23 protein-coding genes and 1 pseudogene are annotated in these 22,125 nt (G+C 29.4%); 17 read left to right on the top strand and 7 right to left on the bottom strand.

What is annotated here, in order from left to right; translation table 11 throughout:
• Position 1: 1 nt before the first annotated feature.
• The 5 genes and pseudogenes from trpA to O6B72_RS03320 form a co-directional block, all read right to left on the bottom strand.
• Positions 2-766, bottom strand: coding sequence for a tryptophan synthase subunit alpha (gene trpA, locus O6B72_RS03340; protein WP_269492210.1), 765 nt, complete (start codon positions 764-766; stop codon positions 2-4).
• Positions 759-1,940: a tryptophan synthase subunit beta gene (gene trpB, locus O6B72_RS03335; protein ID WP_269492208.1), complete on the bottom strand. Its 1,182-nt coding sequence runs from the start codon at positions 1,938-1,940 to the stop codon at positions 759-761. Before trpB ends, trpA begins: the two co-directional genes overlap by 8 nt.
• Positions 1,941-2,000: 60 nt before the next feature.
• Entirely contained in the window at positions 2,001-2,621 is a 621-nt protein-coding gene (locus O6B72_RS03330; RefSeq protein WP_269492206.1) for a phosphoribosylanthranilate isomerase, read from the bottom strand.
• 14 nt (positions 2,622-2,635) lie between these two features.
• Positions 2,636-3,646 (bottom strand): annotated as a pseudogene (trpD, locus tag O6B72_RS03325) (anthranilate phosphoribosyltransferase); the annotation flags it as partial.
• Between the two features lie 122 nt (positions 3,647-3,768).
• A complete protein-coding gene (locus O6B72_RS03320) occupies positions 3,769-4,305 on the bottom strand; it encodes a hypothetical protein (RefSeq protein ID WP_269492205.1) in 537 nt (178 codons plus the stop codon).
• A gap of 107 nt (positions 4,306-4,412) precedes the next feature.
• Between O6B72_RS03320 and O6B72_RS03315 the strand changes: the two genes are divergently transcribed.
• Genes O6B72_RS03315 through O6B72_RS03305 form a run of 3 tightly spaced genes read left to right on the top strand, consistent with a single transcriptional unit; the run spans position 4,413 to position 8,928 of the window.
• Entirely contained in the window at positions 4,413-5,162 is a 750-nt protein-coding gene (locus O6B72_RS03315) for a sulfite exporter TauE/SafE family protein (protein WP_269492204.1), read from the top strand.
• 37 nt (positions 5,163-5,199) lie between these two features.
• Entirely contained in the window at positions 5,200-8,022 is a 2,823-nt protein-coding gene (uvrA, locus tag O6B72_RS03310) for an excinuclease ABC subunit UvrA (RefSeq protein ID WP_269492203.1), read from the top strand.
• 21 nt (positions 8,023-8,043) lie between these two features.
• A complete protein-coding gene (locus O6B72_RS03305; RefSeq protein WP_269492202.1) occupies positions 8,044-8,928 on the top strand; it encodes a hypothetical protein in 885 nt (294 codons plus the stop codon).
• A gap of 36 nt (positions 8,929-8,964) precedes the next feature.
• On the opposite strand, the gene O6B72_RS03300 is transcribed toward O6B72_RS03305, so the two are convergent.
• The gene (locus O6B72_RS03300; RefSeq protein WP_156847793.1) at positions 8,965-9,303 is read right to left on the bottom strand and encodes a hypothetical protein; all 339 of its coding nucleotides are present in this window, start codon (positions 9,301-9,303) and stop codon (positions 8,965-8,967) included.
• Between the two features lie 68 nt (positions 9,304-9,371).
• Here O6B72_RS03300 and polA point away from each other — a divergent pair, with 68 nt between their 5' ends.
• On the top strand, positions 9,372-12,053 hold the full coding sequence (gene polA, locus O6B72_RS03295; protein ID WP_269492201.1) for a DNA polymerase I: 2,682 nt from the start codon (positions 9,372-9,374) through the stop codon (positions 12,051-12,053).
• A 38-nt stretch (positions 12,054-12,091) separates the two neighbouring features.
• Here the strand turns inward: polA and O6B72_RS03290 are convergent, their stop codons facing one another.
• On the bottom strand, positions 12,092-12,481 hold the full coding sequence (locus O6B72_RS03290) for a hypothetical protein (protein WP_024961929.1): 390 nt from the start codon (positions 12,479-12,481) through the stop codon (positions 12,092-12,094).
• A 164-nt stretch (positions 12,482-12,645) separates the two neighbouring features.
• Between O6B72_RS03290 and O6B72_RS03285 the strand changes: the two genes are divergently transcribed.
• The 13 genes from O6B72_RS03285 to atpA all read left to right on the top strand — a co-directional run bounded on the left by O6B72_RS03285 (position 12,646) and on the right by atpA (position 22,124).
• Positions 12,646-13,692, top strand: a complete 1,047-nt coding sequence (locus O6B72_RS03285; protein WP_258298567.1) for a cytochrome-c peroxidase — start codon at positions 12,646-12,648, stop codon at positions 13,690-13,692.
• Positions 13,693-13,952: 260 nt separating this feature from the next.
• Positions 13,953-14,264 (top strand): 50S ribosomal protein L21, encoded by a 312-nt coding sequence (gene rplU / locus O6B72_RS03280; RefSeq protein ID WP_101637503.1) that lies wholly within the window; start codon positions 13,953-13,955, stop codon positions 14,262-14,264.
• 9 nt (positions 14,265-14,273) lie between these two features.
• Positions 14,274-14,531: a 50S ribosomal protein L27 gene (gene rpmA, locus O6B72_RS03275; protein WP_016647350.1), complete on the top strand. Its 258-nt coding sequence runs from the start codon at positions 14,274-14,276 to the stop codon at positions 14,529-14,531.
• An 83-nt stretch (positions 14,532-14,614) separates the two neighbouring features.
• On the top strand, positions 14,615-15,655 hold the full coding sequence (gene obgE / locus O6B72_RS03270) for a GTPase ObgE (protein ID WP_269492200.1): 1,041 nt from the start codon (positions 14,615-14,617) through the stop codon (positions 15,653-15,655).
• A gap of 12 nt (positions 15,656-15,667) precedes the next feature.
• Positions 15,668-16,576, top strand: a complete 909-nt coding sequence (gene fmt, locus O6B72_RS03265) for a methionyl-tRNA formyltransferase (protein WP_101637506.1) — start codon at positions 15,668-15,670, stop codon at positions 16,574-16,576.
• On the top strand, positions 16,573-16,770 hold the full coding sequence (locus tag O6B72_RS03260; RefSeq protein ID WP_101637507.1) for a hypothetical protein: 198 nt from the start codon (positions 16,573-16,575) through the stop codon (positions 16,768-16,770). The genes fmt and O6B72_RS03260 overlap by 4 nt, the downstream gene beginning before the upstream one ends.
• Positions 16,771-17,406, top strand: a complete 636-nt coding sequence (locus O6B72_RS03255; protein ID WP_258298570.1) for a biotin--[acetyl-CoA-carboxylase] ligase — start codon at positions 16,771-16,773, stop codon at positions 17,404-17,406.
• Entirely contained in the window at positions 17,403-18,194 is a 792-nt protein-coding gene (locus tag O6B72_RS03250; protein WP_101637509.1) for a ParA family protein, read from the top strand. The genes O6B72_RS03255 and O6B72_RS03250 overlap by 4 nt, the downstream gene beginning before the upstream one ends.
• The gene (locus O6B72_RS03245) at positions 18,187-19,047 is read left to right on the top strand and encodes a ParB/RepB/Spo0J family partition protein (protein ID WP_258298572.1); all 861 of its coding nucleotides are present in this window, start codon (positions 18,187-18,189) and stop codon (positions 19,045-19,047) included. Before O6B72_RS03250 ends, O6B72_RS03245 begins: the two co-directional genes overlap by 8 nt.
• Positions 19,048-19,129: 82 nt before the next feature.
• Complete coding sequence (locus tag O6B72_RS03240; RefSeq protein WP_269492199.1) at positions 19,130-19,552, top strand: F0F1 ATP synthase subunit B family protein; 423 nt, start codon at positions 19,130-19,132, stop codon at positions 19,550-19,552.
• Position 19,553: 1 nt separating this feature from the next.
• A complete protein-coding gene (locus O6B72_RS03235; RefSeq protein WP_269492198.1) occupies positions 19,554-20,060 on the top strand; it encodes a F0F1 ATP synthase subunit B family protein in 507 nt (168 codons plus the stop codon).
• A complete protein-coding gene (locus O6B72_RS03230) occupies positions 20,060-20,593 on the top strand; it encodes a F0F1 ATP synthase subunit delta (protein ID WP_258298574.1) in 534 nt (177 codons plus the stop codon). Before O6B72_RS03235 ends, O6B72_RS03230 begins: the two co-directional genes overlap by 1 nt.
• 13 nt (positions 20,594-20,606) lie before the next feature.
• Positions 20,607-22,124 carry a F0F1 ATP synthase subunit alpha gene (gene atpA / locus O6B72_RS03225; RefSeq protein WP_101637514.1) on the top strand — a complete coding sequence of 506 codons (1,518 nt, stop codon included), beginning with the start codon at positions 20,607-20,609 and terminating at the stop codon, positions 22,122-22,124.
• Position 22,125 lies beyond the last annotated feature (1 nt).

Raw genomic sequence — 22,125 nt, 5'->3', positions numbered from 1 at the left:
TTTAATCCTTAAAAATTTCATCAATTCTTACTAAAGCTTCTTCCACACTAAATTTGTTTAAAAGTTTAACTATAGATGTTCCTACTATAACTCCATCAGCATACGTTTTAGTTAGTTTTACATCTTCATTTGTTCTTATACCAAATCCAACAGCAATTGGCAAATCGCTCGCTTTTTTAATATCAGATATCATATTTTTTAGTCTGCTTATTGGGGTTTGTTTGCCGCCTGTTACGCCAATTGAGCCAATTGCATATATAAATCCACTCGATTTTTCTAAAAGTTTTTTTAATCTGTATTCTGACGTTATGCTTATAAGTGGAATTAAGCTAATTTCATATTTTTTACAAATTTCAAAAAGTTCGTCGCTTTCCTCGCAAGGAAGATCTGGAACTATAAGACCGCTAATGCCTACTTCTTTTGCTTTTTTTATGAAATTTTCTAACCCATAGCAAAAAATTAAATTATAATAAACTAGAAAAACTAAGCATTTATTAGTTTTGCATTCTTTTAGCATTTCAAATACTTTGTCAGTATTTACATCATTTTGACAAGCTTTAAAGCTTGCATCAAAAATGACTTTTCCATCAGCTAAAGGATCGGTGTATGGAATACCAAGTTCAAGAATGTCAATTGAACACTTATCAAGATTATTAATGAGTTCTTTTGTGTAGTTTAAATCTGGATATCCAGCAACTATATAACCAATATTTGCTTTTTTGCCGCTTTTTAATTTTTTGTCAAAAGACTCTTTTATTTTATCCATAAATTTTTCCTTTTTCATAGTTCATCACAGTGTCCATGTCCTTATCGCCTCTACCTGAAACATTTACAACTATTGTTGATTTTTTGTCTAGTTTAGGGCAAAGTTTTTCTAAATATGCTAGAGCATGAGCGCTTTCAATAGCTGGTATAATTCCTTCTTTTTGTGATAAAAGTTTTAAAGCATTTATGCATTCATCATCGGTTACTGCATAATAATTTGCTCTTTTTGTTTTAAATAGATTTGAATGTTCTGGTCCAACACCAGGATAATCAAGTCCTGCAGAAATACTATGCACAGGCAAAATTCTACCAAATTTATCCTGTAAAACAATAGTTTTCATGCCATGTATTATTCCTTCTTTTCCATTTGTAAGAGTTGCTGCGTTGTATGGTGTACTTGCTCCAAGACCACCTGCTTCAACCCCTATTAAATTTATATTTTTATCATCCAAAAAAGCTGAAAATATTCCCATTGCATTGCTTCCACCGCCAACACAAGCGATTATATAATCAGCATTTATACCTTTTTCTTTTAGTTGGGATTTTGTTTCATTTCCAATTATACTTTGGAAATCTCTTACCATAGTAGGATATGGATGTGGTCCAACAACTGAGCCAATTACATAAAAAACACTTTCTATTTCATTAACCCATGCTTGGATTGCTGCTGTGGTAGCTTCTTTTAATGTTTTTAAACCATCTTTTATTTCAACTACATTGGCACCTAGAAGTTTCATTCGAAATTTATTAAGCTCTTGTCTTTTGGCATCGACTTCACCCATATAAACATCACACTCAAGTCCTAAAAGTGCTGCAGCTGTAGCTGTGGCTACTCCGTGCTGTCCAGCTCCTGTTTCAGCAATTACTTTCTTTTTACCCATTTTTTTGGCTAATAAAGTTTGTGCTAGGGCATTGTTTATTTTATGTGCTCCTGTATGATTTAAATCTTCTCTTTTTAAGTAAATTTCATGCCCATAGTATTTACTTAAATTTTTTGCATGATATAGAGGGGTTGGACGCCCAACATATTCTTTTAAAAGATAGTTGAGCTCATCTTTAAACTCTTTTGATTTTGCTATTTTTTTATATGCGTTTTCAAGTTCTTCAACTGCAAACATTGCGGTTTCTGGAATAAATTGACCACCAAAATCACCAAAATATGCTTTTTTATTCATGTACTACCTTCTTTTTTGTATGATTATATATAAATTTATTTAAATTTAAGCTAATATTCACTATTTATATTCGTTTTCTTTCAAAATTTTTAAAATTTCCATTATTAATTCAGGATCTTTTACACCATTTTTATCTTCAACAAGGCTATTTATATCTAAAATTTTTGGATTATACTCTGCAGCCTCTAAAACATTATTAGCGCATATTCCTCCGGCCATAATAAAGTTAAATGGTTCTAGGTTTTTTAAAATTTCCCAACAAAAATTGACTCCATTTCCGCCCAGTTTTTTTCCTCTGTAATCAAATAATGCTAAATCGAATTTAGAATTTTCTAAATTCGGTAAAACATCTATAACGTTAAAAACTTTCCAAACTTTTATATTGTTTTTATTTAAATTTTTGTATAAGTTTAAACTATAATCCCCATAAATTTGAGCAGCATAAAGTTTTGCTTTTAATGAGTTGTTTAAAATTTCATCTTCTTTTAAATTTGCAAAAACCCCAACACATTTTTTACCACTATTTTTTACAAAGTTTGAAATTTCAGTAGCTGTTTTCAGGCTAACTTTTCTAATTGAATCGGCAAAAATAACACCTAAATAATCAATATCTAAATTTATAATGTTTTTTGCTTCCTCAAGGCTTTTAATTCCACAAATTTTAATCTCTATTTTTGCCATGTAAAACCCTAAATTTAATGCTTTAAATTCTTATAATTTTGATAAAATTCCCAAATTTTTCCATTTTTTATGGCATTTAAAATGATTTCTTTTGCATCATTTGGACTTTTAACTTTATCGGCACAATACATGCCAAACATTGCATTTAATATGACTATGTCAAATTTTGCTCCGCTTATTTCACCCTTTAAAGTTGCTTCTAAAATTTCAGCATTTTCATCACCTGTACCACCTTCCACATCTTTGTGAAACGCTCTTTGAAAACCAAATTGCTCAGGTGTAATTTTATATTCTAAAATTTTACCATCTTTTACTTCATGAATTAGTGTTTCATCACAAATTGTTATTTCATCCATCCCATCCATCCCATGAACTACCAAAGCATGTTTTCTTCCTAGATGCATCAAAGTTTCGGCCATTAAACCATTAACTTCTTCTAAATAATTGCCAGCTAGTTGATACGAAAGACTTAAATTTGGATTTAAAAGTGGTCCTAATATATTAAAAACAGTACCGATTTTTAAGCGGTTACGAACTTCTTTAACTTCGGCTGTAATTTTGTGAAAAAGTGGTGCATGAAAAAAAGCTAAATTTGTTTTTTCTATAAGTTTGTCGTTTTCTTCTATACTTGAACTAAAGTGGATATTTAAGGCTGATAGTGCGTCACTGCTTCCGCTTTTGCTAGTTATTGCTCTATTTCCGTGTTTGGCTACTTTTACACCAAGAGCTGCTAAGATAAATGCTGAGGTTGTCGAAACATTTATTGTTTTTAACTTGTCTCCACCAGTTCCTACTATGTCAAAATAATCATTTGGATTATTGTATGTGACTGAGTATTTTAAGATATTTTTAACAAAGGCAGCCAGACTATCCGGGTAAAGACTTTTTTCACTTATTAAAACTAAAAGTCCTCCAAGTTGAACTATATCATAATCTTTATTGTTTATTGCCGCACAAATTATCTCATAATCGCTACTATCAAGTGGATAGCCTTTTTGTAGTTTTATCATAAACGGTGCAAAATCTTGCATATTTCATTCCTTTTTTTATTAAATTTTGTAAAAAATTTATTAAGCTTGTAGCTACAAAACTCTTAAATATCCATATGGCAAAATGATAGTTTTTTTAAAAAACATAAAATTACTAATTAATTTGCAAATTTAAATGTTTTTAAAAATTTAAGTATTTCTTTATCTTGCTTCGCGTAGTTTATATAATCCTGTTTTGCAGATTCAAATTTTTTTGTAAATTCATTATACTCAATAATATCATCAATGAAACAGCCATGACCATCACGCATTGAAATATCATTAAGACAAAAAATATCAAGTTCTATTGTTGAAATTTTGTCATAGTTTTGAAAACTAACTTGTATATTTCCACTCGGAAGTTTAATAAATCTCATATCATTTACACTTTTAACACCAATTCCACCATTGCCTTGTTCTAGTCTTCTTCCATCTGGCCAGTTTCCAACAGCACTATTTAACTCATCTAGAAAATTAAGTTCAGGTGAGTAAAAATCATATTCATCATCACCAAAATTTATTATTCTATAATAAACATATTTTGCATAAGTTAGTTTTATATTTTCAGGTTTTGCATTTTTGTAGTCATATTCTTCTGCATTCAAAGCACCAAGCCCGAACACTAATACAAATAAAAAAACTAAAATTTTTTTCATAATCTTTCCTTTAATAAAAGTTTAGTTATTATATCAAAAAAATAACTTTTGCTTATATTTAATTACTTTTTGATACAATTTTTATATTTTATTTTTTTGGAAAATTGATGGATATGTTTTTTGATATTTTTGTATTTTTGGTCTTTGGAACTGTTGTTGGTATAATTTCAGGTTTTTTTGGCATAGGGGGTGGAAGTGTTGTTGTGCCAACTATGATTTTTATGGGATATAGTATAAAAACTGCAGTTGGAGTTTCAGTTGTTCAGATGCTTTTTAGCTCTATTTTTGGCTCATATCTTAATTATAAAGCTGGAAAACTTAGGATAAATGAGGGAATTTTTGTTAGTTTTGGAGGGTTTATAGGAGCTATTTTTAGTGGATTTATCGTATCAAATGTCAGTGAAATAGCTTTAGAAATTTTTCTATCATTTGTGCTTTTAGTTTCAATTTTAAAATTTTTCTTTTCTACTGAGCAGGCTAAAAAAGAGATTGATTCAAAACCACTTTTGTTTTTATTAGGGCTTTTTATAGGAGCTTTTGCAGTTAGCACTGGTGTTGGTGGAGCTGTTTTTTTAACACCTATTTTAGTAGGATTTATGGGATTTGATATAAAAAAAGCTATTTCGATGGGGTTATTTTTTGTAATATTTTCTTCTATATCGGGATTTGTGAGCATGTCATTAAATGGGCTTGTGAATTTTAAATACGGAATTATGCTAGGATTTGGATCGCTTTTGGGTGTTTATTTTGGTATAAAGTTAAGCCATAGGGTAAATAAAAAATTACAAAAAAACCTTCTTTTAGCCCTATATTTATTAATGCTTTTATTTATGCTTAAAAAAATTTTTGTGTTATAATATTAAATTTAAAATTTTATAAAAGAATAGGAAAATTATGAACGATTTTATAGAAATTTATGGCGCAAGAGAAAATAATCTAAAAAATTTAAATTTAAAAATTCCAAAGAATAAATTTGTAGTTTTTACAGGACTTAGTGGAAGTGGAAAAAGTACGCTTGCCTTTGATACCTTATATGCCGAAGGACAAAGGCGTTATATGGAAAGCCTAAGTTCATATGCAAGACAGTTTTTAGATAGGGCTGGAAAACCAGATGTTGATAAGATAAATGGACTTACTCCAGCCATTGCGATTGACCAAAAAACAACTTCTAAAAATCCTCGTTCAACAGTTGGAACAATAACTGAGATATATGATTATCTAAGGCTTTTATTTGCACGAGTTGGAGTTCAGCACTGTCATAAGTGTGGAAAGCCAATTTCTAAAATGAGTGCAAGCGATATAATAAATGAAATTTTAAAACTACCAGAAAATTCTAAAATAATTATCTCATCTCCAATTGCAAGAGAAAAAAAAGGAACTTTTATTGATGAGCTGGAAAGCTTAAGAAATAAGGGTTTTATAAGGGCAAAAATTGATGGAGTTATGGTAAGACTTGATGAAGATATTGAACTTTCAAAGACTAAAAAACATACAATTTTTGCTGTAATTGATAGAGTTGTAGTAAATACTGAAAATAAAGAAAGAATTGCCTCTGATGTAGAAAAAGCTTTAAATTTAAGCTATGGAGAGCTTGAGGTTGAAGTGATGAATGCTGATGAGGTTGGAGTAGAAGAAACAAATATTCATTATAGTGAGCATATGGCTTGTTTTGATTGTAAAATTTCTTTTACACCGCTTGAGCCACTGACTTTTAGTTTTAACTCAGTTAAAGGAGCTTGTGAAGAGTGTGATGGGCTTGGAGTTAGATACACAATTGATATAAATAAGATAGTAAATGAACAAAATAGTGTCCAAAAAGGTGCTATTAAACTATTATATGGTTTTAATAAAAGTTATTATCATAAATTTATGATTGCATTTTGTGAACAAAATGATATTCCAACAAACATGCCATATGGTGAGCTTAAAGAAAGTGATAAAAAACTTATTTTATATGGAAATAGCAAAGAAATAAAATTTGTATGGAAAAGACATGCATTAACTCGTAAATTTGAAGGTGCATTGAAATATGTTTATGAAATGCTCAAAAATGAGAGTGATTTTGAGGATTTCATGACAGAAAGAACTTGTCCAACTTGTAAAGGACATAGGCTAAAAGCACAAAGTTTGGCTGTTTTGGTTGCTGATAAAAATATAGCCGATATAATAGATATGAGTATAGAAAATTGTGTTGAGTTTTTTAAAAATAATAAAAATTTTAGCTATTTAAGTACTCAGCAAAAAACAATTGCAAAGCCAATATTAAAAGAAATAAGAGAAAGACTTATGTTTTTAAACAATGTAGGTCTTGGATATCTAAGTTTGGGGCGCGATAGTAGGACTATAAGTGGTGGAGAGGCTCAAAGGATAAGGATTGCTTCACAAATAGGAAGTGGCTTAAGTGGGGTTATGTATGTCCTTGATGAGCCAAGTATTGGGCTTCATGAAAGAGATACTTTAAAGCTTATTAAAACACTTGATGATTTAAGAGATAAAGGAAATACCTTAATCGTTGTTGAGCATGATAAAAAAACTATTGAAAATGCTGACTTTGTGGTAGATATCGGACCAGCTGCAGGAAAAAAAGGTGGGGAAGTTATATTTGCAGGAGATGTAAAAACACTCTTAAAAAGCGATACTCAAACTGCAAAATATCTAAATGGCATAAAAAAAATCAATCATCAAAAAAATAGACCACAAAAAAATTGGCTTACTTTAAAAAATGTAACGATTAATAATATTTCAAATTTAAGTGCCAAATTTCCCCTTGGAAATTTAGTCTGCTTAACAGGTGTTAGCGGAAGTGGAAAAAGCTCACTTTTACTTCAAACTCTTTTACCAACAGCACTAGAAGAGTTAAATCATGCTAAAAAAGTAAAAACTTTAAAAAATGCAAAAATTGAAGGACTTCAAAATTTAGATAAAGTTATCTATCTTGATCAAAGTCCAATAGGAAGAACTCCAAGAAGCAATCCAGCAACTTATACTGGCGTAATGGATGAGATAAGAAATTTATTTGCACAAACCAAAGAAGCAAAAGCAAGAGGTTATAAAATAGGTAGATTTAGCTTTAATGTAAAAGGTGGAAGATGTGAAAAATGCAGTGGTGATGGTGTTATAAAAATAGAAATGCACTTTTTACCAGATATTACTGTTGAGTGTGATACTTGTCATGGAACTCGCTACAACGACCAAACTTTGGAAATTTTATATAAAGGAAAAAACATAGCTGAGGTTTTGGCAATGAGCGTGGATGAGGCTTTTGAGTTTTTTAAAGCAGTTCCAAAGATAAAAGCAAAACTAAAAACTATGAAAGATGTTGGGCTTGGTTATGTAACTTTGGGGCAAAATGCAACTACCCTAAGTGGTGGCGAAGCTCAAAGAGTAAAGCTTGCAAAAGAGTTAAGTAAAGCAGATACTGGTAAAACTCTTTATATTTTAGATGAACCAACCACTGGGCTTCACTTTGCAGATGTTGATAAGCTTGTTGGAGTTTTGGGTCATTTAGTTGATCTTGGAAATTCAGTTTTTGTAATAGAGCATAATATGGATATGATAAAAAATGCTGATTATATTGTAGATATGGGCCCAGAAGGTGGGAGTAAAGGGGGTAAAATTATAGCTGCCGGAACTCCAAAAGAGCTTGCTAAAAACTATAAAAAAACAGGATCTTACACAGGTGAGTTTTTGGTGCAAGAATTAAAAGATATGGAATAATTTTTTAAAGGAGAAATTTGGATGAGTATATATTTAATAGATATAGAAAATGTAAATTTAGAACTATTTTTAAAAAGTAAAAAATTTGAGAAAACAGATAAATTTTATCTTGTTGGTAATTCAAATTTAAAATTTAGTATGTCTGTTTTGGAGTTTTTTGAAGATATTGAGTATAAAATTTATCATTTTAATAGTGCTGATAAAAACTATGCTGATAAAATTCTTTTTACTATTTTAGGCTCTATACTAAATAGACCCGAATATGTAAACGATAAAATTTATATGGTTAGTAATGATAATATTTTCTCTAGTCTTAGGTATACTAAAAAACTTTTCAATAAAAATGTAGAAAATATTAAATTTGACAACTCTACATCATTAGTTCCTGTAAAAAAGAAAGATTTGATGATTGTTAAAGATGATGCTACTATAGATAATTTATATAGGATAAATAAAGAAAAAATAAAGAAAATACTAATAAAAACAGATAAAAACTCAGATTTTCATAATGAACTAGTTAAAGAATTTAACAAAGATGGAATTGAGCTATACAGATTTATTAAAAACTACGATTCTAGTTTTGATCCCATGATATTTTATGTGCAAAAAAGATTAGATATCGATATTATTATTCAGGCTTATAAAGATGAAAAAGATATAAAATATTTTTTGGTTGATAAATTTTTTAATGATGGCGAAAAGCTTTTTGAGTTTTTAAAAGAAATAAATTTTATTGACAATACAGTTCAAAAAAGCAAAGAGGAAGATTTTTACAACAAACATAAAATAGAAATAGAAAATATAAAAAAATTATCTAATAACATGGGTGAATTTCATAACGCTTTGGTAAAAAAATATGGAATGGAAATAGGAAAGCACATTTATAAATTTATAAAAAATATGTAATTTAGAGGCAGCTTTCGCCTCTAAAAATTAAAAATTTTATTTAAAAATTGGTTTTTCTTTACCATTTATATTGAAAATTCCTTCGTTATTTTTATAGAAAATTTCAACTTTTTCATCTTTTGTAACAAGTCTTATACCATTTGCACTAACAGCCCTTTTAAGATCAAAAGTTCCTAGATCTGTTACGCTTAAAATTGCACTTTCAAAGTTATCATCACTATAGACTTTATATAAATTTCCATTTACATCTTTAAAAATTTCTAGTGTTGTTTTGGGAGCAACTACACCATAGTAATTTTTATAAACGCCATTGCTTCCTGCACAACCTGCTAAAAATAATCCTACAAAAGCACAAAAAATCATTTTTTTAAACATGTTTTCTCCTTAGATAATTAAATTGTGATAGAATTATACACAAAAATCACTAAATTTAAGGAAAATTTATGAAAACACTTACGATTATTGATACTTTTGGCTTTTTTTTTAGACTGTATTATGCGATGAGTTCCTTAAAAAGCAAAGATGGAAAGCCAAGTTCTATGGTATTTGGATTTGCAAATTTTATATTAAATTTGAAAAATGAATATAAAAGCGATTATTTAATTTTTGCACTTGATAGCAAGGGAAAAACTTTTAGAAGTGAAATTGATCCAAATTATAAAGCCAATCGCCAAACTCCACCCGATGGACTTTTAGCCCAGCTTCCAGTTTGTATAGAAATGATAGAAAAGATGGGACTTTGCAGTGTTTCTTATGAAGGATATGAGGCTGATGATATTATTGCAAGTGCTGTAAAAAAGCTAGAAAACGAAGATGTTTTTATAAATGTCGTAACACATGATAAAGATCTTTATCAACTGATAAAAGATGGAAAAGTTTCTATTTATAGTCCATCAAAAAAACTTTTTTATGATAGTGCGGCTTGCTATGAGAAATATGGTGTTTATCCAAATCAAATTAGAGATTTTTTAGCAATTACAGGCGATAGTAGTGATAATATTCCAGGAGTTAAAGGTATTGGCGACAAGGGAGCCAAGAAACTTTTAGAAGAATTTAAAAACATTGAAGAAATTTATGAAAATTTAGATAAAGTTTCAAATAAAAGACATCAAAATTTACTTCTTGAAAGCAAAGAAAATGCTTTTTTAAGTAAAAAACTAGCATCTTTATATGATAATTTAGAAATTCCAAATTTAGAAAATGCTAAATTTCCAACCTTAAATCCACTTTTGAAAGTTACAGATATTTTAAAAAGTTACTCTTTAAGTAAAATTTTAGCTACTTTGGAAACCCATTTAAATTTTGGTAATAATGAGGTTCAAAATGATGAAAATTTTAAAGAAAATAATGATAAATTTGAAGCTATTTTACTGAATGATGAAAAAAAACTTAAAGAAGTATTAGAAAAAATAGATAAAGACTCAATTGTTGCTTTTGATACAGAGACAACAGGACTTGATAGTAGAAATGCTAAAATTGTTGGGTTTTCATTTTGTTTTGAGTCTAAGAAAGCTTACTATGTTCCACTAAATCACAACTATTTAGGTGTGGATAGGCAAATTGATTACAATATTGCAAAAAAAGCTATTTTAAAGCTTTATGATTCGATCCTAGTAGGGCATAATTTAAAATTTGACTTTGATATTATAAAACATAATTTTGACATAGATACACCTAAGAATTATTTTGATACTATGATTCTATCATGGCTTGAAAATCCAGAAAAAAGTGCTGGGATGGATAATTTAGCAAAAAGATTGTTTGATTATGATACGGTTAAATTTGAAAATATTGTAAAAAAAGGAGAAAATTTTTCTAATGTATCTTTAAAAAATGCTAGTAAATATGCAGCTGAAGATGCTTGGATAACACTCAAATTTTATCAATATTTTAATAACAATCTTGATAAAAAACTTTTAAATTTGGCTCAAAATTTAGAATTTCCTTTTATAAAAGTGCTTTTGCATATGGAAAATTTAGGAATTTTAACTGATTCTAAAAAATTAAAAGAAATGAGTATTTTTCTAGATAAAGAGCTTAAAGATTTAACTAATAAGATTTATGAATTAAGTGAAGAAAAATTTAATATAAACTCTCCAAAACAGCTTGGCATAATCCTTTTTGAAAAACTAAATTTACCTTCTAAGAAAAAAACTAAAACTGGCTATAGCACAGATGAAAGTGTCCTAAACTCACTTTTAAACGAACATAAAGTTATAAAAAAACTACTTGATTACAGAGAACTTTACAAACTTTCAAGTACTTATGTGGAGCCACTTTTAAAATACTCTTTAGAAGATAAGAGAAATGGTGGTGAGGGTAGGATTTATACTCAGTTTTTACAAACTGGAACAATCACAGGAAGATTATCATCCAAAAATCCAAACCTTCAAAATATTCCAGCAAGAGGAATTTTGGCAAAAGATATAAGAGATTGCTTTGTTGCTAAAAGTGGTTTTAGTTTGATTTCACTTGATTATTCTCAAATTGAGCTTAGACTTTTGGCTCATTTTAGTAAAGATCCATCGCTTCTAAAAGCATTTAATGATGGTGAGGATATTCATACAAGAACGGCTATTAGCATATTTGGAAACAGTGATAAAGATAAAAGAGCTATTGCAAAAAGTATAAATTTTGGACTAATATACGGAATGGGAGCTAATAAGCTTTCAAATGAACTTGGAATTTCAAGAAGCGAAGCAAAAGATTATATCGAGCGTTATTTTAAGGCTTTTGTTACAATAAAAGAGTTTTTAGAGAGTATAAAAATAAGTGCTAAAAATAGTGGTTTTACAACTACTATTTTAGGAAGAAAAAGATTTTTTGATTTTGCAAATGCTAGACCGAGAGAATTGGCTATGTACGAAAGAGAAAGTGTTAATACTAAATTTCAAGGAAGTGCAGCTGATATTATAAAAATGGCGATGGTAAAAATTTATCCTTTGTTAAGTGAAAATGCTAGGATGCTTTTACAAATTCACGATGAACTTATTTTTGAGGTAAAAGATGAAATGATTGATGAGTTTGGAAAGACAGCTAGGGATATTATGCAAAATGTTTATATGCTAAATGTTCCATTGATAAGTAGTCTTTCAGTTGCAAAAAGTTGGGGCGAGCTAAAGTAAATTAAGTAAAAAGCCTTAACTTTAAGGCTTTTAAAATTCTAAATGCAACTATTCACAGCTTCTTTTAGATTTTGAACATATCCATCTTTGTCAGTTATTAAAGCTCTTTCACAACAGTTTTTTTCAGGGATTGTTGAACAACCATTATCATCGCATACATTAACCATAGTGCCTGTTGGTTTACAGTTTTCCCAAATGTAGATTTTATTTCCAGCCGAGTTTTGTCTTGTTGAGGTTGGATTTCCCCAAGTGTTTATTATTGTGTCTATGTGGAAGTTATTTTTATTATTGTTTATCTTTTCTTTTGACTTAGACATCTCTTCTTTTTTTGTGTTTTCCATTGTGGTTTTACCAATATTCCAATTTGAAACACTACATCCAGATATAAAAAGAGCTATCATAAAGATACTAAAATTTATTTTTTTCATAACCTATCCCTTTATTTGTTGAATTCTTAAACCTTCATTATATCTTAAATTTGATTAAATATTTTTTATAGGTTATTTAAAACTATTCCTTATATTAAAAATTCATAATATTTTAATGAAATTCCTTATATAATATGTCTACATTTTAGCAAAAAGGAGAAAATATGAAAAAGTTATCAATAGTTCTTTGTTCAGCTTTAGCTCTAAACTTTGCTTTTGCAAGCTCATTAGCTGATGATGCAAAAAATTTAGGTCTTATGCCTTTACCAAAAAGTGAAAAGAATTTAAAAAAGCTAATTGAAGATAGTTCGCCTGATGCACAAGCTTTCCCTACAACAAAGGAAAGAGTTGAGCTTGGAAAAATGCTATATTTTGATCCAAGACTTTCTAAAAGTGGAATTATTTCTTGTAATACCTGTCATAATTTAGGATATGGCGGAGCTGATAATATACCTGCTTCAACAGGACATAAATGGACTCCAAACCCACATCATGTAAATGCTCCAACAGTTTATAACTCAGTATTTAACTCAGTTCAATTTTGGGATGGTAGAGCAGCTCATCTTGCAGAGCAAGCAGCTGGACCTATGACAGCTATGCCTGAGATGGCATCAACTCTTGAAAGAGTAGAAAAAGTTATTAACTCAATTCCTGAGTATGTTGAGTTGTTTGGAAAAGCATTTGATCTTAAAAAAGATGAGCCTGTAAATTTTGATCTTGTAACTACAGCTATTGGAGTTTTTGAAAGAACATTGGTTACTCCAACAAGATTTGATGATTTTCTAAATGGCGATAAAAATGCTCTTACAAAAGATGAACAAGATGGTTTAAAACTATTTTTAGAAAAAGGTTGTACAACTTGTCACAATGGTGTAAATTTAGGTGGCAATATGCAGGCATTCGGCGTGGTTGCTAAGTATAAATTTGCCAATGTTGGTGACTTTACAGGAGATAAAAATGGAATGGTAAAAACTCCTGTTTTAAGAAATGTTTTATTAACTCAACCATATTTCCATAATGGAGCTATTTGGGATGTAGAAGATGCCATAAAGGAGATGGGAAGTATTCAGCTTGGCATCCAAATTTCAGATGAAGAAGCTGCTTCAATAGCAACATTCTTTGAATCATTAAATGGTAAAATGCCTGAAATAATTTATCCTGTTTTACCAGCTTCAACAAAAAATACTCCAAAACCAGAACTTGACTATTAATCATAGATAAGTTAAGTAAGTTCAAAACCTTGTATTTTAAGGTTTTGAACTGTTAAGAATATAAATATTAAACTTATAAAAATTGGATGACTAAAAAAATTATAACTGCCCTCACTTTATCTAAGTAGAATTATAAAAAATAAGCTTAGATTAAAATTTTTAAGATATAATAATCAGCTTATGGATCATTTTGGCTTTTTAAAATCTTGTTATAAGGCAAGTGCCAAATGGTTACTTACCAAAATATAAAGGATGGTTTGATGTATGCAATTATCAAACACAGCGGAAAACAGTATAAAGTTAGCGAAGGTGACTTTCTAAATTTAGACCGTTTTGAGGCTGAGAAAAAAGACACTATCGAGATTACTGATGTTTTGGCAGTGAACAAAGATGGTGATTTAAAGGTAGGAGCACCGTTTGTAGAGGGTGCAAAAGTTGTCTTGGAAGTAGTAAATCTTGGAAAAGATAAAAAAGTTGTTATCTTTAAAAAAAGACGCAGAAAAGACTCAAAATTAAAACGCGGTTTTAGAAGACAATATACTCGCGTAAAAGTAACTGAAATTTCAGCCTAAGGAGTAGATATGGCACACAAAAAAGGTCAAGGTTCAACCCAGAATAATAGAGATTCTATTGGACGCCGCTTAGGTGTTAAGAAATTTGGCGGTGAGTTTGTAAGAGCTGGAAATATTATTGTTCGTCAAAGAGGTACCGCAACACACGCTGGAAATAATGTAGGATTAGGAAGAGATCATACACTTTTTGCATTAACTGATGGTTTTGTTAAATTTGAAAGATTTGATAAAACCAGAAAACAAGTTTCTGTTTATCCAGCAGAATAAAATTTACGGCTTAAAGCCGTAAATTCTTTAATTTTATACAAACTTATATTTTTAATTTACTTATATTTCAAAAAGGTAAAAATTTGTTTATCGATAGTGTTAAATTTAGCGTAAAAGCTGGAAAAGGTGGCGCTGGAGCAAAAAGCTTTAGAAGAGAAAAGTATATTCCATTAGGCGGACCAGATGGTGGTGATGGTGGTGATGGGGGCAATGTCTATTTTCTAGTAGATAACAATACTCACGCACTTGCACATTATAGAGGAAAAAAATACTTTAAAGCTAAAAATGGCGAACCAGGTGGTGGCAAAGGAATGACTGGAAAAAATGGTGAAGATTTGATTTTAAAAGTTCCACCCGGAACTCAAGTTTTAGATGAAAATGGAACTATTTTGCTTGATTTAGTAGAAAGTGATAAAAAGGTTCTTTTTTTAAAAGGTGGAAAAGGTGGTCTTGGAAATGCCAGATTTAAAAACTCAACTAATCAGGCACCAAATTATGCTCAGCCAGGACTTGATGGTGAGAGTAAAAATATCTCATTAGAACTTAAATTAATAGGTGATGTAGGACTTGTTGGATTTCCAAATGTTGGTAAATCAACTTTGATTTCTACTATTTCAAACGCAAGACCTCAAATTGCAAACTATGAATTTACAACCCTTTCGCCAAAGCTTGGTATGGTTGAAATCGATGAATTTAGTTCTTTTATAATGGCAGATATTCCTGGAATTATCGAAGGTGCAAGCGATGGTAGGGGTCTTGGAGTTCAGTTTTTAAGACATATTGAAAGAAATAAGATTTTACTTTTTGTTCTTGATAGTGTAAACCATAGAGATTTAAAAGAACAGTTTATAACCCTAAAAGATGAAATTTCAAAGTTTTCTTCATCATTATCCGAAAAACCATTTGCTATTATTTTTACAAAATCTGAAATTTGTGAAAGTTTAGATGAAATTTACAGTGCATTTTTAAACGAATTTGGTTTTGAAAAAAAACAAAATATAGATATTTATAATAAATTTGATACAAAAAAACCATATTTTGTTTTACCAATTTCAAGTGCTGCAAATTTAAATATCGATAAGCTTAAAAATTATTTGCTCGAAATGTTAAAAATATTAGATTAAAAAGGGGAGTAAATGAGAGTTATTTTTATGGGAACACCAAGCTATGCGGTAGCTATTTTAGATAAACTTATAAAAAAAAAATATAATATTGTTGGTGTTTTTACTCAACCAGATAAAGTCGTAGGTAGAAAAAAAATATTAACTCCGCCTGATGTTAAAAACTATATTTTAAAAAATAATTTAAATATTGAAATTTTTCAGCCAAATAGCTTGAAGGAAGATACTATTTATGAAGAAGTTTTAACTTTAAAACCAGATATTATAATAGTTGCAGCTTATGGGCAGATTTTACCAAAAAACATTTTAGAAATTTGCCCTTGTATAAATTTACACGCTTCAATTCTTCCAAAATACCGAGGAGCTAGTCCAATACAATCAGCTATTTTAAACGATGATAAAATTAGTGGTGTAACAGCTATGAAAATGGGTGAAAAACTCGATGATGGAGATATGCTTGGATTTTCATTTTTAGATATCAGCCGTTTTAAGAGTGATGAGGTTTTTAAACAAATGGAAGAATTAGCTTCAAATTTAACAGTTAAAATTTTAAAAAATTTAAATAATATAGAAAATTTTTCCCAATTTGATGCTCTTTCATCTAAATGTTCAAAGATAAAAAAAGATGATGGTTTAATTAAATTTAGTGATGATGCAAAAGAAGTTTTTCAAAAATTTAAAGCATTTTATCCATGGCCTGGAATATTTTTAGAAAATGGAACTAAACTTTTAGATATTGAGTTTATTGATGATAATGAAAGTAGTGATTTTGGAAAAATTGTAAATTTGGATAGAAAAAGCTTTGATTTGCAATTTAAAAATGGCGTCATAAAGGTTTTTAAAATACAGGAAAAAGCTAAAAAGCCACTTTTGGCAAGTGATTTTATTAATGGAAAAAGATTAAAAATAGGTGATATTTTATGAAAAATTTTTTAATTGCATTTGCTATTTTAGCTATTGTGATTGGTTTTTATAAATATCAAAAAATAAAAGAGGAAGCTAAAATAGAAGCTGTTAAAAAGTTATCAGATGAAGAACTTGAAGATTTGTGTTTGAATAAATATAATAAAGCAGCTTGCACGGTTAGAGGCACGAGATTTATAAAAGGAAATAAATAAATGGAGATTTTTTATATTCAAACTTGTTCTTCAACCCAAAATGAAATTTTAGAAATTTTAAAAGAGAATGTTAAAAAACCTCCATTTGCAATTGTGTCAAAAACCCAAACTAATGGTATTGGCAGCAGGGGAAATAATTGGCAAAGTAGTGAGGGAAGTTTATTTTTATCATTTTGTATCGAAAAAAATGATTTAAATAGTGATATTAATACATCATCTTTAAGTATATATTTTTCTTATATTTTTAAAATTATTTTAAGTGAACTTGGCTCAAGTGTTTGGGTCAAGTGGCCAAATGACTTCTATATTGATAAAGATAAGATTGGCGGAGTTATAACCACTAAATTTAAGGATATTTATATTTGCGGAATAGGACTTAATTTGGTTTCAAATGGTGAATATATTAAACACTTAGATATACAAGTAGATGTTAACGAATTACTCATAAAATATTTTAAAAAACTAGAAGAAAAAATTTCATGGAAGAATATTTTTAGCAAGTTTTTGATAGAATTTGAAAAATCAAAAGAGTTTTGTTCGCACATCGATGATAAAAGTGTTTTGTTAAAAAATGCTATATTGTGCGATGATGGATCGATTTTAATAGATAATAAAAAGGTGTATAGTTTAAGATGATTGAAATTATTACTATTGCCAACCAAAAAGGTGGAGTTGGTAAAACGACAACAGCTATAAATTTGTCAGCTTCTTTAGCAGTTGCTGGAAAGAGAGTTTTGCTAATTGATGTAGATCCTCAGGCAAATGCAACAACAGGACTTGGATTTAGTAGAAGTGAGTATGAGTTTAATATTTATCATGTTTTAACAGGTAGAAAAAAACTCTCTCAGGTTATACTGAAAACTGAAATTCCAACTTTATTTTTAGCACCTTCAAATATTGGTCTTGTTGGAATAGAACAAGAATTTGCAAATAATGATGGGGATTTTAAGTTGATTTTACAAAAAAAAATTAATGAAGTTTTGGATAGATATGATTATATAATCATTGATTCACCCCCAACTCTTGGAAGTATAACTGTAAATGCTCTTAGTGCAAGTGATAGTGTGATAATACCAATACAGTGTGAATTTTATGCATTAGAAGGATTGGCGCTTATTTTAAATACGGTTAAAATTATTAAAAAAACAATAAATCCAAAACTTACAATAAAGGGTTTTTTGCCTACTATGTATAGTTCGCAAAACAACCTTTCTAAAGAGACTGTTTCAAATTTAGAACAACATTTTAAAAATAAACTTTTTAAAACAAAAAACGACCATGGTTTTGTTGTAATTCCTAGAAATGTTAGACTTGCTGAAAGTCCAAGTTTTGGTAAACCTGCTATACTTTATGATGCTAAATCAATAGGCAGTATTGCTTATCAAAATTTAGCAACTTGCATTATGGAGATACAAAATGGCTAAAAGTAAAAAGTTAAGTCTTGGAAGAGGATTAGATGCTATTTTGGGTGATGTTGAAATGGCATATACAAAAGAATTTGAAAGTGGAAAAAAAGATTTTGTTTTAGAGATAAGCGTAGATAAAATAAAACCAAACCCATATCAACCAAGAAAATATTTTGATGAAACTGCTATAAATGAGCTTAGTGCTTCCATTAAGAGACATGGACTTATTCAGCCAATTATTGTTTTTAAAAAAGATGACGAGTATGTTTTAATAGCTGGTGAAAGAAGATTAAGAGCTGTTAGGCTTTTAGGAAATAGCACCATAAAGGCAATTGTTGCTGATATAGAGTCCAAAAACTTAAGAGAGCTTGCGTTAATAGAAAATGTTCAAAGGCAAGATCTAAATCCTATGGAACTTGCAAATTCATATAAAGAGTTAATTGATGAGTATAAAATAACTCAAGATGATTTATCTGATATTATTAAAAAATCTAGATCGCAAATTACAAATACTCTTAGGCTTTTGACGCTTTTAGATAAAACAAAAGAAGCACTAAGTGATAATAAAATTTCACAAGGTCATGCAAAAGTTTTAGTTGGTCTTAATAAAGAAAATGAAGAAGAAGTTTTAAACACAATAATTGGTCAAAAATTAAGCGTTAGACAAACTGAAGATCTAGTTAAAAAAATTAAAAATGGCAAAAAACTAGGAATAAAAAAAGAAAAATTAGATTTTAATTTTATCAGTGAGATTAAAAATCTAAAAACAAAACTTTCGAATTTTGGAAAAATAAGCATTAAAGATAGAAAAATTTCAATAGAATTTAAAGACATTAGTGAAATTAAAAAATTAATCAATAAAATTAGTTAAAAAAATTTTTAGCTTTAATCAAACTTTCATAAAATTTATTGTATGATAGCCGAGTTATGTTTTTGAATAAAAGGAGTGCAATGTGATAGAAATCAGTGTATTTGCATATATCTTCACCATAGTAGTATTTATAGGACTTATTGGCTATCTGAACAGGCGCCTTTATCAACCTATGCTTAATTTTATGGATGCAAGGGATGCTGCTATACAAAAGGATGAAAAACTAGCTAATCAAAATTTAGCAGATGTCGGCTCTGAGGCTTTGGAAATAGAAAATATTCTAAGTAAAGCAAGAGATGAGGCTGCAAAAATAAGAGAAGCGGGACTTAGTGGGATAGAGAGTGAAAACAGCAAAAAAATAGAAGAAAAAACTACTTCTTTGGAAAATGACTTGGCTTCGTATTTGCAAGATTTATCTAAACAAAAAGATGAAATTAAAAAAGCTCTTGAAAAACAAATTCCTGATTTTAAAGCAGGAATAAAAGAAAAATTGGCAAGGATATAATATGAAAAAATATCTATTTTTATTTATTATTCCGGTAGCAATTTTTGCTAGTGATGGTTCAAAAAATTATGATATAATCCCAAGGCTTTTTAACTTTGTTTTATTTTTTGGAATTTTATTTTATCTTTTAAAAGATTTTGCTATAAAAGCATATAATGCTAGGATTAAGTCAATTGCGGATAGGCTAGATGATATCCAAAATAAATTAAGAGATTCAAAAGCAAAAAAAGAACAAGCTAAAAAAGATGTAGAACTTGCCAAAGTTAGAGCTAAAGACCTTCTAGAGGTAGCAAAAAATGAAGTTGAAACAACAAAGACAAAATCAGCTGATTCATTAAAACAAACTCTACTTGATTTGGAAAAAAATTATGAAAATAAAAAAGAATTTGAAAGTAAAAAGGCAACAAAAGAAGTTGTCGCTGATGTTTTAAGTCAAACTTTTAATGATCCAAGTGTAAAGCTAGAGCAATCAAAACTTATAGATATCATAAATAAGAAGGTTGGCTAATGAGTAGTGCAATAGTAGAAAAATATGCAAAAGCTATTATGAGTGAATTTAAAGGCAGTGAGCTTGATCAATTTCTGTTAGATTTAAAAACCATCTCTCTTGCCTTTAGAGAGGATAAATTCAGTTCTCTTATAAACTCTCCAATAGTTGATACAAAAACTAAAGAGCATTTGGTTATGTCTCTTTTTGAGAAAAAAATATCACAGAAATTTGAGAATTTATTAAAGCTTTTATCACAAAATAAAAGGCTTGATTTAATACCAGATCTTTTTGAAAGGGTAAGTTCTATTTTAAGAACTTCCAAAAATAAATTTAAAGGTGTGATATATTCAAATGAGGATCTTACAAAAGATCAAATTTTAAAACTTGAATCAATTTTTTCTAAAAAATTTGATGCAGATATATCTTTAGATTTTGATAAAGGAGATTATAGTGGTGTTAAAGTTGATTTAGAAGAACTTGGAGTAGAGATAAGTTTTTCTATGGATAGATTAAAACACGATATGAGTGATTATATATTAAAAGCAATATGATAAGGAGAAAAAGGTGAGTTCTAAGATTAAAGCTGATGAAATTAGCAGTATTATCAAAGAAAGAATTGAAAAATTTGATATTGGTATTGATATCGAAGAAACGGGAAAAGTAATAACAGTTGGTGATGGTGTTGCAACTGTTTATGGTCTTAAAAATGTTATGGTTAATGAGATGGTTGAGTTTGAAAATGGAACTCAAGGAATAGCACTTAACCTAGAAGAGAGCATTGTTGGTGTTATTATATTAGGTAGCATGGATGGTATCTCAGAAGGTGTTAGTGTAAAAAGACTAAATAAGCTTTTACAAGTTCCAGTTGGAGATGGACTAATAGGCAGAGTTGTAAATGCTTTGGGTGAACCAATTGATGGTAAAGGCACTATTGAAACAAAAGAAACAAAATTTGTTGAGGAAAAAGCCAAGGGAATTATGGCTAGGAAAAGTGTTCATGAACCACTTCAGACAGGTCTTAAATCAATTGATGCACTTGTTCCAATCGGTAGAGGCCAAAGAGAGCTTATTATTGGAGATAGACAAACAGGAAAAACAACAATAGCTCTTGATACGATAATAAATCAAAAGGGTCAAGATGTTATTTGTATTTATGTAGCTATTGGTCAAAAACAATCAACTGTTGCTCAGGCTGTTAAAAAACTTGAAGAATATGGTGCTATGGATTACACTATAGTTGTAGCTGCTGGAGCTAGTGATCCTGCTACACTTCAATATCTTGCACCTTACTCTGGTTGTACAATGGGTGAATATTTCAGAGATAATGCAAGACATGCTTTAATAATTTATGATGATTTAAGTAAGCACGCTGTTGCCTACCGTGAAATATCTCTTATTTTAAGACGTCCACCAGGTCGTGAAGCATATCCTGGAGATGTTTTTTATCTTCATTCAAGACTACTTGAAAGAGCAAGTAAGTTAAATGATGAGCTAGGAGCTGGTAGTTTAACTGCGCTTCCTATCATTGAAACACAAGCAGGAGATGTTTCAGCTTATATCCCAACCAACGTTATTTCAATTACGGATGGTCAAATTTTTCTTGAAACAAACTTATTTAACTCAGGTGTAAGACCAGCTATTAACGTTGGATTATCAGTTTCAAGAGTTGGTGGTTCAGCACAGATCAAAGCTATTAAAAAAGTTTCAGGCACATTAAGACTTGATCTTGCTCAATATAGAGAGCTTCAAGCTTTTGCTCAGTTTGCAAGCGATTTGGATGAAAGCAGCAGAAAACAACTTGATCGTGGTCAAAGAATGGTTGAAATTTTAAAACAACCTCCATATTCACCGCTTGCTGTTGAAAAGCAAGTTGTTATTATTTATGCAGGAACAAAAGGCTTTTTAGATGATGTTGCAGTATCGGCTATCGGCAAATTTGAAGCTGAGCTTTATCCATATATAGAGGCAAGATATCCTCAAATTTTTGAAGATATAGTCAATAAAAAGACTTTAGATAAGGATACTGAAGAAACTTTGGTAAAAGCATTAAATGAATTTAAAGCGACTTTTTCTGCAGAATAGG

Origin of the sequence: Campylobacter ureolyticus, from assembly GCF_027277485.1 — a bacterium.
GTDB lineage: Bacteria > Campylobacterota > Campylobacteria > Campylobacterales > Campylobacteraceae > Campylobacter_B > Campylobacter_B ureolyticus_B.
This window is presented reverse-complemented; position numbering and strand designations above follow the sequence as displayed.

What these genes read in the sequence shown, in the direction of transcription:
- O6B72_RS03320 (WP_269492205.1), bottom strand. Translation starts at nt 4,305, where the DNA reads ATGAAAAAAATTTTAGTTTTTTTATTTGTATTAGTGTTCGGGCTTGGT.
- trpB (WP_269492208.1), bottom strand. Translation starts at nt 1,940, where the DNA reads ATGAATAAAAAAGCATATTTTGGTGATTTTGGTGGTCAATTTATTCCA.
- O6B72_RS03230 (WP_258298574.1), top strand. Translation starts at nt 20,060, where the DNA reads ATGAGTAGTGCAATAGTAGAAAAATATGCAAAAGCTATTATGAGTGAA.
- rpmA (WP_016647350.1), top strand. Translation starts at nt 14,274, where the DNA reads ATGGCACACAAAAAAGGTCAAGGTTCAACCCAGAATAATAGAGATTCT.
- O6B72_RS03285 (WP_258298567.1), top strand. Translation starts at nt 12,646, where the DNA reads ATGAAAAAGTTATCAATAGTTCTTTGTTCAGCTTTAGCTCTAAACTTT.
- polA (WP_269492201.1), top strand. Translation starts at nt 9,372, where the DNA reads ATGAAAACACTTACGATTATTGATACTTTTGGCTTTTTTTTTAGACTG.
- O6B72_RS03305 (WP_269492202.1), top strand. Translation starts at nt 8,044, where the DNA reads ATGAGTATATATTTAATAGATATAGAAAATGTAAATTTAGAACTATTT.
- rplU (WP_101637503.1), top strand. Translation starts at nt 13,953, where the DNA reads ATGTATGCAATTATCAAACACAGCGGAAAACAGTATAAAGTTAGCGAA.
- O6B72_RS03330 (WP_269492206.1), bottom strand. Translation starts at nt 2,621, where the DNA reads ATGGCAAAAATAGAGATTAAAATTTGTGGAATTAAAAGCCTTGAGGAA.
- O6B72_RS03290 (WP_024961929.1), bottom strand. Translation starts at nt 12,481, where the DNA reads ATGAAAAAAATAAATTTTAGTATCTTTATGATAGCTCTTTTTATATCT.
- O6B72_RS03245 (WP_258298572.1), top strand. Translation starts at nt 18,187, where the DNA reads ATGGCTAAAAGTAAAAAGTTAAGTCTTGGAAGAGGATTAGATGCTATT.
- uvrA (WP_269492203.1), top strand. Translation starts at nt 5,200, where the DNA reads ATGAACGATTTTATAGAAATTTATGGCGCAAGAGAAAATAATCTAAAA.
- O6B72_RS03235 (WP_269492198.1), top strand. Translation starts at nt 19,554, where the DNA reads ATGAAAAAATATCTATTTTTATTTATTATTCCGGTAGCAATTTTTGCT.
- O6B72_RS03255 (WP_258298570.1), top strand. Translation starts at nt 16,771, where the DNA reads ATGGAGATTTTTTATATTCAAACTTGTTCTTCAACCCAAAATGAAATT.
- O6B72_RS03250 (WP_101637509.1), top strand. Translation starts at nt 17,403, where the DNA reads ATGATTGAAATTATTACTATTGCCAACCAAAAAGGTGGAGTTGGTAAA.
- fmt (WP_101637506.1), top strand. Translation starts at nt 15,668, where the DNA reads ATGAGAGTTATTTTTATGGGAACACCAAGCTATGCGGTAGCTATTTTA.
- O6B72_RS03260 (WP_101637507.1), top strand. Translation starts at nt 16,573, where the DNA reads ATGAAAAATTTTTTAATTGCATTTGCTATTTTAGCTATTGTGATTGGT.
- trpA (WP_269492210.1), bottom strand. Translation starts at nt 766, where the DNA reads ATGGATAAAATAAAAGAGTCTTTTGACAAAAAATTAAAAAGCGGCAAA.
- O6B72_RS03315 (WP_269492204.1), top strand. Translation starts at nt 4,413, where the DNA reads ATGGATATGTTTTTTGATATTTTTGTATTTTTGGTCTTTGGAACTGTT.
- O6B72_RS03300 (WP_156847793.1), bottom strand. Translation starts at nt 9,303, where the DNA reads ATGTTTAAAAAAATGATTTTTTGTGCTTTTGTAGGATTATTTTTAGCA.